Source organism: Indolivaga capnocytophagoides DSM 22835, assembly GCF_000426485.1.
Classification (GTDB): domain Bacteria; phylum Bacteroidota; class Bacteroidia; order Bacteroidales; family Dysgonomonadaceae; genus Dysgonomonas_A; species Dysgonomonas_A capnocytophagoides.
In genome coordinates this window covers 519,158-532,016 of sequence record NZ_KE384529.1, presented here as the reverse complement: position 1 = coordinate 532,016, position 12,859 = coordinate 519,158, and the positions used below count along the sequence as shown (strand labels likewise).

Below are 12,859 nucleotides of genomic sequence, written 5' to 3'. Positions count from 1 at the left end.
GTGTTTTGTATTTATCTAAATTATTGTATGATCTGTTTGATAGCTCCTAAGTCGGGATAAAAAATAACCTTGATAGGCTGTTTATTATTATCGAACATCTGAGGAGTAAGCACATCCTGTGTACCGAATTGCACAATATCGCAGCTTTTGCTTACCCAGTCTTTGTTGCCGAATTCAACCTCAAGAGTTGCCTTGCCCGGAACATTAAATATGATTCCTTTTGAGAATTTTTTCTCCAATTCTTTTTCTTCTTTTGGGCTGAGGATCGGTGCGTCCCTTAGGGCTTCCTTACTTGTCAGATTCAAATAAGCCGGAGCTCCCGATAAATCGTCACTGCGGACAAAACCCAAGCGGCGAGAGAAACGGAAGATAACTTGCTTTTCTATATTTTTTCTTTCGGGAACAATAGTATATTCGGAGCTTTCTATATTTTCCACACTTTCCGATCCGATGAACAATGATGTCAGGGCTTTTTCCTGTGTGTCTAATCTTTCCATTACCAGCTTATAGGCGTTTCCATCCGGAGGCATATTGTCGGCTTCGCCGGTGAGTATGCTGTTGCGGGTTTCACGCAATGTAAAGATTTGCTTGGCAATAAGATCCGCCTGTCTTGATTTAGAGCCTGCCCGCAGAGTTTCTTCCGATAAGAAAGAATTGGGATTGGGCAGCGGTTTTTCGGGTTCTGCTGATGTCGTATTGCTTGCACTGCTTACATTATCGAACTGTGCATCGGCATTGATAGCACATATAAGCCCGCTTTTGGTCAACGTGACATACGGTGCAACAGTATTACTCCTGAATTCGACCTGATAACTCTTGTCTTTATCTGGAATTCCTTGAGTTTCGGCCGAAATATCGGTAAGAGTGTATATTACTTCGTCTTGAGTTATCGGGTTTGGTATATTCAGATATTGCTGAGCGTATTCGTAAAATTCTCCGGCTTTACGTGTTGTTTTGGTTGCTTTTGCTTTTACCGTTATAGAAGTTTTGGGCAAAGAGTATACCACACCATAATCGTTGCTGCGTACAGCACTCATCTTTACAGTATTCTGAGCCGATAATCCTCCTATTATTAATATTGATAGCAGACCTGTGTATAATCGTTTCATATATTTATAGTAAAAAAGTATTTATGATATACTTTTAGTTTATAACAGGCTTTGATTGTTTGACCAGTCAAAGCGATAAATACATAGGTTTTGACCTTTGTACGAAATACAAATCTAATAAATTTTTTTAGTAGTATACAAAGTGTATAGGATAAAAGGAAAAGCCGGAAGGCTCTAATTATTAAGTAATAGAAAGTCTGATGTATTTAAAAGCAATAACACCCTGTTGCTATTATGCCTGCAAAGGCGGAAACTATGGTTTCAAACCTTAGTTTCCGCCTTCTGTCTATCACTTTTAATTTTTAGGTGAATCTAGTTCTCTCATTTTCTCAAACTTATCCATCTGATGCAGGTTTACTGTGAGCGAATCGCTGCTCGATGAACTTTCGTATATTGTCAATCCGAATACCTTTACATTATAAATAAGATGGTTGAAAACTTCGCACATGATTCGTTCAAACTCAGCCCATACCGTTGTGTTGGTAAATGCGTATACTTCTATAGGCAGTCCGTTTGAAGTAGGAGCTAATTCCCGAACCATCAATGTCATTTCCTGATGAATATTGGGGTTGTTTTTCAGGTACCAGATAGCATAGCATATAAAAAGATCGCAGTTGGTTATCTGGAAGCCATTCAATAGAGATGCAGCATCGATATTCAGATTTTTGTTGAGGATCTCATATTCCTCCTGTTTCTTCTTTATATATGGGGCTAAAGCCTCTGTTTTTTTGTATACAGCAAGTTCTTCATCAGTCAGGTTACGTATATCCGACTGTTTGATAACCAGTGACCGTTTGATACGTCGTCCACCGCTCTCCTGCATTCCACGCCAGTTTTGGAACGAATCGGATGTCAGTGAATATGTCGGGATAGTAGTTATGGTTTTGTCGAAATTACGGACTTTTACCGTTGTCAGATTTATTTCTTCGACAGTACCATCGGCTCCATATTTGTTCATGGTGATCCAGTCGCCGATCTGTACCATATTATTGGTCGAAATCTGTATACTTCCTACAAATCCCATTATCGTATCTTTAAACATTAACATCAGTACAGCCGATGCGGCTCCCATGGCGGCGAAGAAAGCGGTTGCCGATTTGCCCGTTAATATAGAGTAAATGACAACGGCTCCGAATATAAAGAATATAATCTGGATGACCTGTATATAGCTTTTCATCGGTTTGTTCTGAAAAGCCGGTTTTTCCTGTATCATATCAGCTAAGGTGCGCACCACAGACATAATAGTCCAAATGATCATGAAAACCATGTAGATATCAGTCAGTTTGATAGCTGGTTTGATCACTTTATGGTAATCGGCAAAAATGGTTGGTATTGCCGATATTATAAATGAGTAAGGTATTACCAATGCCAGAAAGTGAGGCAGGCGGTTATTCCGGGCATAACTGAATATATTAAGGTTTGTGATTTTTTCAGCTTTTTTGAATAAGAATATCAGGATCATTCGGGTTATTTTCTGAAGAAGATATACAATAATCAGGGCTGCTGCCATTACAATAATCAGGTTCAGTATTTTGATCCAGTTGTCAGCGATCCCTATGTCGGAGAGGAATGCCTGAATATGATCGGTAATAAAATTAGCTGAGGTTGTAAATTCTGTTTCTTGCATAAGTGTAGTATTTTTGATATTTTTTTGAGTGAAAACGAAAGTAAAGTTACATAAAATACATTTTCCGGTAAAGGGAAAATATTTATATTCTAAATCAATAAGCTACTTAAATAAAACCTTTGCGAAAAAAAGTATATTATAGATGTGCATATTCATCTAATTATAGTACTTTTGTAAGCTTAAAAGTTTTAAGCATTCAATTATGAAAAGCGTAAAGGTAAGAGATAAAGAATTTGAATTGTTTATCCCTGAGGCTGAGATAATTCAGGCTATAGATAGGATAGCCGAGAAAATGAATATCGATTTGGAGGGTAAAGACCCTTTGTTTGTATGTATACTTAACGGTTCTTTTATGTTTGCCGCCGAGTTGATGAAAAAGGTAACTGTAGCCAGCGAGATTTCATTCGTGCGTATGGCGTCTTACCAAGGAACAAAATCGACCGGGAAGATAAAAGAAATCTATGGTCTTGAAGAAGATATCGAAGGACGTACGATCGTGATTATCGAAGATATAGTAGATACAGGACATACAATGTCATTGATATTAGATCAGTTGGCGTGTGATAACCCGAAAGAAATAAAAGTAGCAACCTTATTGTTTAAACCCGAAGCACTGAAAACAGAAGTCAAATTAGACTATGTCGCTTTAGAAATTCCCAACGATTTTATTGTAGGTTTTGGTTTAGATTATGACGGCTACGGACGTAACTTAGCTGATATTTACAAAATAAAATCATAATATAGGATGTTGAACATTGTTATTTTTGGAGCTCCGGGCTCAGGGAAAGGTACTCAAAGCGAAAATCTTATCAAGAAGTATAATCTGGCTCATATCTCCACAGGTGATGTTTTGCGTGCCGAAAAAGCAGCAGGAACAGAATTGGGTAAATTGGCAGACAGTTTCATGTCGAAAGGGCAATTGATCCCCGATGATCTGATGATCGATATACTTGCCAGTGTTTTTGATCAGAAAATCAAAGCGGGAGACTGCAAGGGTGTAATCTTTGACGGATTTCCCCGTACAATTCCACAGGGAGTAGCGTTGTCTGAAATGTTGGAAAAACGAGGACAGGCAATCTCAGCTGTCGTAAGTCTTGATGTTCCCGAAGAAGAACTGATCGAAAGACTTATTAACAGAGGTAAACAAACCGGACGTAATGATGATAATTACGAGACTATCAAGGCTCGTTTGGATGTATATTACAATCAGACAACCCCATTGAAAGAACTTTTCGAAAAAGAAGGAAAGCTTTATTCTATCGAGGGTGTAGGTAGTGTCGAAGACATCTTCAGCCGCATATCGTCTGTTATAGATAAGGTAAAATAAAATATAAAATATGTGCAGGAAAGCTGTTGGCTGGAAAGTCAATGGCTTTTGCCGTCAATATAATAATATGCCTGCGTTGAGCCGGCTTACTAGTTAAGGTCTCAGACCTATTTTATTCAATTATATTAATCGTTTATCGCGATTTGGCAAAGTTCAAGAAACCTAGACTCTGCTCTCACTGCTTTAAACGTTGCTTTGGTAAGTAAGATAGCCAAAGCCTGTTATAAACTAAAGTATATCATAAATACTTTTTGTTATTTAAATATATGTCAGATACAAATTTTGTTGATTACGTAAAAATATACTGCCGCTCAGGAAAGGGTGGGAGAGGTTCTACTCACTTCCGTCGGGAGAAATACATCCCTAAGGGAGGGCCTGATGGTGGAGATGGTGGAGATGGTGGACACATCATACTCAGAGGAAACCGTAATTATTGGACTTTGCTGCACCTGAAATTCAAGAGGCATTTATTAGCTGATCATGGGGAAAGCGGATCAGGAAAGCTGTGTTCAGGAAAAAAAGGCGAATCTGTAATTATAGACGTGCCTTGCGGAACAGTTGCTTACGATGCCGAAACAGGTGAATACATTTGTGATGTAACGGATGACGGACAAGAGATTATCTTGTTGAAAGGCGGTAGGGGCGGACGTGGAAACAACCACTTCAAGACTCCGACTAATCAGGCTCCACGTTATGCGCAGCCTGGAGAACCTTTCGAGGAAAGGCGTATTGTTTTGGAATTGAAAGTGTTGGCTGATGTCGGTTTGGTAGGTTTTCCGAATGCCGGAAAATCGACATTGCTATCGGTGATGACTGCGGCTAAACCTAAAATCGCAAATTATGCTTTTACGACACTCGAACCCAATCTGGGAATTGTGAGCTATCGAGACCATCGGTCTTTCGTGATGGCTGATATACCGGGTATTATAGAAGGTGCAAGTGAAGGTAAGGGATTAGGATTGAGATTTTTGCGTCATATCGAACGTAACTCTTTGCTGTTGTTTCTGGTTCCGGCTGATGCAGATGATATTCATGCCGAGTACAGAGTATTGTTGAACGAATTGGCTCAGTATAACCCCGAATTGTTGGATAAACGCAGGGTGTTGGCTGTCTCTAAGTCTGACATGCTTGATGATGAACTGATTGAAGCACTTAGCAAAGATTTACCGGATATTCCTCATATATTTATTTCTTCTGTTGTAGGATTGAATATTCAGCAATTGAAAGACCTTCTGTGGAATGAATTGAATGCAGACGGAGCATACGTGAAAGCTGCCGATAATCAGATCAAGCACCGCAAACTGGATATCCGTGCTATTGAGCTTGATGATGATGACGATGACTTTATTCCGGAAGATGATTACGAAGAAGAAGATTGGGATGAGGAGGATGAAGACTTCGATCCTGACTTTTACTACGGAGAGGATGTTGAAGAGGACGATAACGAATCGAAAAAATAGAGAACTGCAATGCCTGTCGAGCTGATACATTCTCAATTGTTGGATAAGTATAAGGCGCTTTGTCATTTTACTACTACTACATATGGAGGAGTAAGTGAAGGGAATTATGCTACATTTAACTTAGGGCTGTACTCTGGCGATTCTCCTGAAAATGTGATGGAGAACCGTTCTCGATTAGTTTCTGCTATCGGCTTACCTCTTGAGAATCTATTCTTACCATACCAGACTCATGGAGATAAGGTTTATGTGATAGACAAAGAGTTCTTACAATATCCATCGACAAAGCAGGTGCAATTACTTTCGGGTGTTGATGCGGTGATAACTGATATTCCGCTGATCTGTATTGGTGTGACTACCGCCGATTGTGTGCCTGTTCTTCTTTTTGATCCCGAGAATAAAGTGTTTGCTGCTGTTCATGCCGGTTGGCGAGGTACAGTTGCAAATATTGTAGGTAAGACCATTGAAGAAATGATTCGTGTTTTTGGATCAGTACCTCAAAATTTAGTTGCCTACATTGGTCCGGCTATATCACAGGCTGTTTTCGAAGTTGGGGAAGAAGTTGTTTTAGCATTCGAGAATGCAGGTCTTGACTTGGAGCGGATAGGTAAAGTTAATGATATGACTAAAAAAACACATATTGATTTATCTTTGGCTAATCAGATTTTACTACAAAAATCGGGGCTTAATTATGAGAAAATAGATGTTTCTGGTATATGTACCTATAGAGATAGTTTATGTATGTTTTCAGCTAGAAGACAATCTGTTAAATCGGGTAGGATTGTTTCCGGAGGCTATTTGTATTGATGTGTATTCTATTGGTATAATTTAGTGGTTTTTATTTGTTTTGCTTCTTTTCCACTTGCGAAGAATGATGAATATAAGTCGGAAATTCTTCGGGATTGATTATCTTTGATAAGTTAATCAATTTAAAACTGGCTAAAGCCGAATCTTGTTTCGACAGCGTGAAGGTGAGTCAAATAGGTCTGAGACCTTTAAAATATAATTATGAGATGAAAAAAAATCTGTTTTTATTTTTGCTTATTACTTTTGCATATAATGTATCCGGACAAACTATAGCGAGTGACACTATCACATATAAAGGAGAGAAGGATTATGTGGCAAATGATACGATTCAAGATTGGAGTCTCGATTATCAGGCTTTAGAACCTCAGGTGAAAGCCGATATCGATTGGCTGAGTTATACTCCTCTTGGTGTTAATCAAGATGTGAGAGACGACAAGAATAGTTTTGTGTTGATGTGGATGTCGGGTGTTCCTTACATGAAAATGAATTTGGACGAACGTATCGTTACATTTTTAGCCGGAGAGCCTTGGCTGATTATGTCTTATATGACAGGATGGACTAAATATTTTCTTGAAAATAATTATTCTCAAAATCAGATTCAGTTGTCTATAGCCGGAGTAAAAAATGTAATAAACTTTTACCAAAGGAATAAGAGACATTTACAGAAAAATAAAGAAGTCGAATCTTATATAAAACTAGATAAGTCGGGCAAGCTGGAAGAGTATATCGCCAGTGTGCTGATGAGTAATTGATTTTTTTTAGAATATAGAATAATTTGAAAGCAGGTTTATCCTGCTTTTTTTTATCTATATAGAAAAGGAAGTATAGTCTTTCTTGTTTATAAAAACGTTCTTTCAATCGTTGGCTGGAGTTTAATCAGAAAACTTGAAAAGGTGCAATGAAGTAACAAAAGAAAGAGTGTTGTCTTGCTGTAACTTTTGTTACCTTTTTGAAAAATGACCACAAACTCCTGAAGGGGTTTTTTCGGGCGTCAGCTAAATACCTTTAGGTGACAGAGGGGAAAAGTATCACTCTAAAAACGAATGTGAAATGTGTAACTTTTGTAACCTTTTTAGTGTTCATTATTAGTTTTTTTCTTTTCGACTGTTGTTATGTTTAAAAAATCAATTAAAAGGTTTGAGACCTTAAATAGTAATGTGTAGTTTTAAAAACTGATTTCTTTTTCGGATCTTGATTTACTAAAAAACGGAATATGAAAAATATACTTAGATTTGGTATTATAGGAACCAATTTTATTGTAGATACTGTACTGGAGGCTGCCTTGTCAGATCCCAGATTTCAGGCTGCAGCCGTTTATTCCAGAAGTATAGAAACGGCGAATGTTTTTGCCGATAAACATGGTATTGCTCATAAGTTTACCTCATTAGAGGAAATGGCTCAGTCTGATTATATTGATGCCGTTTATATTGCATCGCCGACAGCTTTTCATGCAGAACAAAGCATCCTTTTTATGAAACATGGAAAGCATGTGCTTTGTGAGAAACCATTTGCTTCTAACGCTAAAGAAGTGGAAGCAATGGTTGAGGCTTCCAAGTGGCATAATGTTGCATTAATGGAGGCTATGCGGTCGACTCTTACCCCTAATTTTAAAGAGGTTATCGGTCATTTACAGGACGTAGGTGTAATAAGACGGTATTTTGGGTGTTATTGCCAGTATTCATCCCGATATGACAAACTGAAGCAGGGAGTCGTTCTTAACGCTTTCAATCCCGAGCTGTCGAATGGGGCGATTATGGATTTGGGTGTATATACTATTTATCCTATGATTGTGTTATTCGGGAAACCTCGTTCGATACAGGCATCCGGAGTGATGTTAAGTACGGGAGTAGATGGTCAGGGAGCTATTAATTTCGAATATGAAGGGATGAATGCTACTGTTATGTATTCGAAAATTTCAGATTCGCTATTGTCATCTGAAATTCAAGGCGAAGACGCTGTTATATCAATGGACAAGATCGACTTTATCTCGAATCTCAAATTGTATAAAAGAGGAGGTGAAATGGTGGATTTGACAGTTCCTAACCAGAGAAATCAATATTATTATGAGATCGCCGAATTTATTGATCTGGTGAAGCAGGGGAAGAGAGAGTCCGATATAAACAGCCATGCTAATTCTTTGGCTGTGATAGAAGTTGTTGATGAAATAAGACGGCAGTTAGGGATTGTTTTTCCTGCTGATAAATCAGAGGCTTTTTAAACTTTTTTTTACTCTCTGCATCCGATTATTTTTGTTAATTTTGTACTATAAAGGTTTCACCCCTTTTTGTGGAGTGAAAATGATCAACCAGATATTTCAACTATAAACTAATCAATATGGCAACTCCAGCATTTAAGTATCAGGAGGCTTTCCCTATGGGCAAAGATACTACCGAGTACTATTTACTATCAAAAGAGTATGTTTCTACAACTACATTCGACGGTCAGGAAATATTGAAGGTCGCACCCGAAGCTTTGACTTTATTGTCTCAGCATGCTTTCCGTGATGTCGAGTTTTTATTACGACCCGAACATCAGGAACAGGTCGCAAAGATTTTATCAGATCCTCAGGCCAGTGACAACGATAAATTTGTAGCATTGACTTTCCTGCGTAATGCCGAGATTTCGGCAAAAGGTATACTTCCTTTTTGTCAGGATACGGGTACAGCAATTATCGTGGGTAAAAAAGGTCAGGGAGTATGGACAGGTGCTAATGACGAAGAGGCTTTGTCTTTGGGCGTTTATAATACATTTACACAGGAAAACCTGCGTTATTCACAAAATGCACCTTTGAACATGTATGACGAGGTGAATACAGGTTGTAATCTTCCTGCTCAAATAGATTTGTATGCAACAAAGGGTAACGAGTACAAGTTTTTATTTATAGCAAAAGGTGGAGGTTCGGCAAATAAAACCTATTTGTATCAAGAAACAAAGGCTTTGCTTACTCCCGGTAAATTAGAGGCTTTTCTGATAGAAAAGATGAAATCTTTGGGTACAGCGGCTTGTCCTCCTTATCATATCGCTTTTGCTATTGGAGGAACATCTGCCGAAACGAATCTGAAAACTGTAAAACTGGCTTCTGCCAAATATTATGATAATCTGCCAACTAAAGGCAATGAAGGTGGTCAGGCTTTTCGTGATTTAGAAATGGAGGCTAAGCTATTGAAAGCTGCTCAGGAATTAGGTCTCGGAGCTCAGTTCGGAGGTAAATATTTTGCACATGATATACGTGTTATTCGTTTACCTCGTCACGGAGCATCATGCCCTGTAGGAATGGGCGTTTCTTGTTCTGCTGACCGTAACATCAAAGGAAAAATTAATAAAGATGGTATCTGGTTGGAAAAAATGGAAGATAATCCTGCTCGTTTAATTCCTGCTGAATACCAACAAGCCGGAGAAGCCGGAGGTGTGAAGATTGACCTGAATCGTCCGATGCCCGAAATTTTGGCTGAATTGAGTAAATATCCGGTATCGACCCGTTTGTCTCTCACCGGTACTATAATAGTGGGACGTGATATTGCTCATGCCAAATTACAGGAGCGTTTAGATAAAGGCGAAGGACTTCCTCAATATATCAAAGATCATCCGATCTATTACGCAGGCCCTGCAAAAACTCCTCAGGGATATGCAAGTGGATCTATGGGACCTACTACAGCCGGGCGTATGGATTCGTATGTGGATAATTTTCAGGCAGCAGGCGGCAGCTTAATTATGATTGCTAAGGGTAACCGCAGTCAGCAGGTAACAGATGCTTGTCATAAACATGGAGGGTTCTATTTGGGAAGTATCGGTGGCCCGGCTGCTATTTTGGCTCAAACCAATATCAAGAGTCTGGAATGTCTTGAATATCCGGAGTTGGGTATGGAAGCTATCTGGAAGATTGAAGTGGAAGATTTTCCTGCATTTATCTTAGTAGATGATAAAGGAAATGATTTCTTTAAACAGTTGAAACCGAATACAGGTTGTACTGCTTGTTGATCTGTAATGATGATAAAAAGAAATCTCTTGCTATATTTAGCAAGAGATTTCTTTTTTGTATATGTATCAATTAATTTTCACAAATGAACCTCCTGTACGGTGTGCCTCAGGAGGGAGGCCTCCATTGCCCCATGATGTAAATATATTTCCGTCAGCAGTATAGTTTGTATTGAAATATTCTAAGATGAGGTATGCTCTTAAAGCACCTGCTGTTATTTCGATCTCTTGACATAATATAATCCGATTCTCATTTCTTGCTGAGCGATTACTAACAAGAACAGGAAATGCACCTGAATATGATTCCGGATCGGAAGGATTGGAGCTGGGTTTTAAGTATCCGAATATGGCTTGTTCTGTCCCTGTTCTATTGGTTTCAACTTTTGCTCCAATTGAGATCAGATATTTTCCGGGCACGGGAAAGTCTATATACAAACCCGAGTATATGTATATACTACCGAGACCAGGAGGTATTGAAAATGTAACTTCTTTTCGTTCGTAGGGTATGATTGTGTATCCGGTGAAATCTACAGGTACCCACGAGGCGAATCCATTAGCGTCTGATGTTAATGCTCGATTTGGAGCTTCTGATCCGTCTTGTAGCCTAAATCCGGCTATGGGCAGGGTAGGATTGCTTTTACTTCGGCTGTCGATATGTAGTTTATTAGTAGGGTTCAGTATTCCTAATCCAACGTTCCCTGTATTGGTTATTACTATATCGTCCGCAATCTCTTCGTCACTGTCGGTTGTTGACGTTGTTGTGTTCTTTTTGCCATCGATATGTAAAAGTTGTAAGGGATTGTTGGTATTTATCCCTACTGATTGAGCAACTGTCAAACTTGTATATGACATCTGTGCTATTATTATGGTTGCGATAAATCTTAATGTTTTCATCCTTTTCTTTAATTTATTTTACTCTGATGTAAGTTCCATTCCATATTGTAGTCAGAGTTCCTGTTGTTGCTATAAATTGTCCCGATATTGAATATTCGAGTCGGGCTATTAAGCCTGTGGCAGCGGTAACTTCTATATTTTGATTAATGTACGCTTGATGATAAGGGGTGCTTGATATAGGAGTTGCCAATATCTGAGCCGAACCAAGATAGTCATTTGCGGTTGTTGCCGAGACAAGCTGAACCCTTATAATTGGAGTTTCATTGGCACTTCGGTTTAATATAAGCCGAGTAATTATAGAAACGGAATATGTACCGTATCGAGGGAAAGTTAGTCTAAATCCCGGATCGTATTTGTATGTATTTCCTGCAAATGTGGTTGTTGGGGATGTGACAGAAGGGATTATGGTAAATTGGCTGACTTCTGACTCTGTCCAATAAGCATTACCATTGTTGTCGGATACCAGTATATAGTTGCTTCCCTGACTTCCGTCTTGTAGAGCAAAGCCTTTGCCTATCGATGACGATACGATGTGTAACTTAGTAGTGGGGTTGAGTGTTCCTATACCCAGATTACCATTTTGAGTTACAATGATGTCATCATCAGAATTTGTATTTCCGGATGTGTTATCTTTAGCATCAATATGTAAAATACCCTGAGGATTTTTAGTATTAATACCAACTTGAGCTAATGTAGGGTAAGCAATAGCCAGAGATATTAGTATATATAATAATTTCATATTGTTTGTTTAATTGATTTTTATAAAAGAGCCCGATGTTTCATTCGACGAATCGCCATTTGGTGTGGGATTTGTAGTTGATACTCCCCACGAAAAGGTAATTAAATCGGTGGGTGAGGGGAGGCTGCCTGTCATACAGAGATAAATTGTCTTATGTGTTTCGGTGATCTCAATGGTTTGATTGAATGTGAAGTATGCACTAGTGACAGTGCCTGAGGGTGTAGATGTATATATGTATCTATTGCTTGATAAATATATTTCGTAGCCACCATCAAATCTAGGTGAAGAATCTCCCCAAACTGTACTGATATTTGAAGATATTGGCAATAATTGTGCCCAACGGACAAATGCGTTAGTTTGCTTATTTATAGAACATTTAGTTGTAATAGAGATGGAATATACACCGACCTTCGAAAAGGTATAGCTCAGACCTGTGTAGAATGCAGCACCTTGTCCAATAATATCTGATCCACTGAGTGTAATATGGCCGAAGGGAATTGTGCCGAAGTTGCTGAAAACAGCTTCGCCCCATTGACCTCTACCTGTTGCATCTTTGCACATTAGTATTTTTTTATTTCCTTGATTTCCATCCACTAATCTGAATGCCGGACTTGAATTGCTGACGATATGCAATCGAGCTTGAGGAGTAGTTGTTCCAATTCCCATATTTCCATTATAGTCAATGGAAATATCATCTTGGTATTTTAGTAAACTCGAAGATGAATTATTGCCCAGAGGATCAATATTTAATAAGGTTCCGATTGCCGGAGCATCTGTGTTGATAGCTATTTGAGCATGTATTAATCCAAAGGAGAATATTCCTATCAGTAAAAGAAATTTTTTTTTCATTGTTGTTTGATTGTTATGGTCAAAGACCTTGTTGTTTATATTTTGAAGAATTGTTTGCAACGAATGAAGCAGTAA

The 12,859-nt window shown here is 38.6% G+C and carries 12 protein-coding genes; 7 read left to right on the top strand and 5 right to left on the bottom strand.

Features of this window, described 5'->3' with window-relative positions; all coding sequences use genetic code 11:
• Nucleotides 1–20: 20 nt before the first annotated feature.
• Together K322_RS0115465 and K322_RS19730 are read right to left on the bottom strand one after the other, a co-directional pair.
• Nucleotides 21–1,109: a DUF4831 family protein gene (locus K322_RS0115465; RefSeq protein ID WP_026627688.1), complete on the bottom strand. Its 1,089-nt coding sequence runs from the start codon at nt 1,107–1,109 to the stop codon at nt 21–23.
• 295 nt (nt 1,110–1,404) lie between these two features.
• A complete protein-coding gene (locus K322_RS19730) occupies nt 1,405–2,736 on the bottom strand; it encodes a mechanosensitive ion channel family protein (RefSeq protein WP_051290856.1) in 1,332 nt (443 codons plus the stop codon).
• Nucleotides 2,737–2,938: 202 nt separating this feature from the next.
• Here K322_RS19730 and hpt point away from each other — a divergent pair, with 202 nt between their 5' ends.
• The 7 genes from hpt (at nt 2,939) to K322_RS0115425 (ending at nt 10,305) form a co-directional block, all read left to right on the top strand.
• Nucleotides 2,939–3,475 (top strand): hypoxanthine phosphoribosyltransferase, encoded by a 537-nt coding sequence (gene hpt, locus K322_RS0115455; RefSeq protein WP_026627687.1) that lies wholly within the window; start codon nt 2,939–2,941, stop codon nt 3,473–3,475.
• A gap of 6 nt (nt 3,476–3,481) precedes the next feature.
• Complete coding sequence (locus K322_RS0115450; RefSeq protein WP_026627686.1) at nt 3,482–4,063, top strand: adenylate kinase; 582 nt, start codon at nt 3,482–3,484, stop codon at nt 4,061–4,063.
• Nucleotides 4,064–4,329: 266 nt separating this feature from the next.
• Complete coding sequence (gene obgE / locus K322_RS0115445; protein WP_026627685.1) at nt 4,330–5,523, top strand: GTPase ObgE; 1,194 nt, start codon at nt 4,330–4,332, stop codon at nt 5,521–5,523.
• Between the two features lie 9 nt (nt 5,524–5,532).
• Nucleotides 5,533–6,327, top strand: coding sequence for a peptidoglycan editing factor PgeF (pgeF, locus tag K322_RS0115440; RefSeq protein ID WP_051290855.1), 795 nt, complete (start codon nt 5,533–5,535; stop codon nt 6,325–6,327).
• Between the two features lie 206 nt (nt 6,328–6,533).
• Nucleotides 6,534–7,079, top strand: coding sequence for a hypothetical protein (locus K322_RS19725; RefSeq protein ID WP_051290854.1), 546 nt, complete (start codon nt 6,534–6,536; stop codon nt 7,077–7,079).
• A 461-nt stretch (nt 7,080–7,540) separates the two neighbouring features.
• Complete coding sequence (locus tag K322_RS0115430) at nt 7,541–8,545, top strand: Gfo/Idh/MocA family protein (RefSeq protein WP_026627683.1); 1,005 nt, start codon at nt 7,541–7,543, stop codon at nt 8,543–8,545.
• A gap of 116 nt (nt 8,546–8,661) precedes the next feature.
• Nucleotides 8,662–10,305 (top strand): fumarate hydratase, encoded by a 1,644-nt coding sequence (locus K322_RS0115425; protein WP_026627682.1) that lies wholly within the window; start codon nt 8,662–8,664, stop codon nt 10,303–10,305.
• Nucleotides 10,306–10,371: 66 nt separating this feature from the next.
• Here the strand turns inward: K322_RS0115425 and K322_RS20440 are convergent, their stop codons facing one another.
• Genes K322_RS20440 through K322_RS0115410 form a run of 3 tightly spaced genes read right to left on the bottom strand, consistent with a single transcriptional unit; the run spans nt 10,372 to nt 12,784 of the window.
• The gene (locus K322_RS20440; RefSeq protein WP_051290853.1) at nt 10,372–11,196 is read right to left on the bottom strand and encodes a hypothetical protein; all 825 of its coding nucleotides are present in this window, start codon (nt 11,194–11,196) and stop codon (nt 10,372–10,374) included.
• 13 nt (nt 11,197–11,209) lie between these two features.
• The gene (locus K322_RS20435) at nt 11,210–11,935 is read right to left on the bottom strand and encodes a hypothetical protein (RefSeq protein WP_051290852.1); all 726 of its coding nucleotides are present in this window, start codon (nt 11,933–11,935) and stop codon (nt 11,210–11,212) included.
• Nucleotides 11,936–11,944: 9 nt separating this feature from the next.
• Nucleotides 11,945–12,784 (bottom strand): hypothetical protein, encoded by an 840-nt coding sequence (locus tag K322_RS0115410; RefSeq protein ID WP_026627681.1) that lies wholly within the window; start codon nt 12,782–12,784, stop codon nt 11,945–11,947.
• Between the last annotated feature and the right edge of the window lie 75 nt (nt 12,785–12,859).

Bases quoted from the DNA above. Each gene is read 5' to 3' on its own strand.
- K322_RS0115450 (WP_026627686.1), top strand. From the start codon at position 3,482: ATGTTGAACATTGTTATTTTTGGAGCTCCGGGCTCAGGGAAAGGTACT.
- K322_RS0115465 (WP_026627688.1), bottom strand. From the start codon at position 1,109: ATGAAACGATTATACACAGGTCTGCTATCAATATTAATAATAGGAGGA.
- K322_RS0115410 (WP_026627681.1), bottom strand. From the start codon at position 12,784: ATGAAAAAAAAATTTCTTTTACTGATAGGAATATTCTCCTTTGGATTA.
- K322_RS0115430 (WP_026627683.1), top strand. From the start codon at position 7,541: ATGAAAAATATACTTAGATTTGGTATTATAGGAACCAATTTTATTGTA.
- K322_RS20435 (WP_051290852.1), bottom strand. From the start codon at position 11,935: ATGAAATTATTATATATACTAATATCTCTGGCTATTGCTTACCCTACA.
- K322_RS20440 (WP_051290853.1), bottom strand. From the start codon at position 11,196: ATGAAAACATTAAGATTTATCGCAACCATAATAATAGCACAGATGTCA.
- K322_RS19725 (WP_051290854.1), top strand. From the start codon at position 6,534: ATGAAAAAAAATCTGTTTTTATTTTTGCTTATTACTTTTGCATATAAT.
- K322_RS19730 (WP_051290856.1), bottom strand. From the start codon at position 2,736: ATGCAAGAAACAGAATTTACAACCTCAGCTAATTTTATTACCGATCAT.
- pgeF (WP_051290855.1), top strand. From the start codon at position 5,533: ATGCCTGTCGAGCTGATACATTCTCAATTGTTGGATAAGTATAAGGCG.
- K322_RS0115425 (WP_026627682.1), top strand. From the start codon at position 8,662: ATGGCAACTCCAGCATTTAAGTATCAGGAGGCTTTCCCTATGGGCAAA.
- obgE (WP_026627685.1), top strand. From the start codon at position 4,330: ATGTCAGATACAAATTTTGTTGATTACGTAAAAATATACTGCCGCTCA.
- hpt (WP_026627687.1), top strand. From the start codon at position 2,939: ATGAAAAGCGTAAAGGTAAGAGATAAAGAATTTGAATTGTTTATCCCT.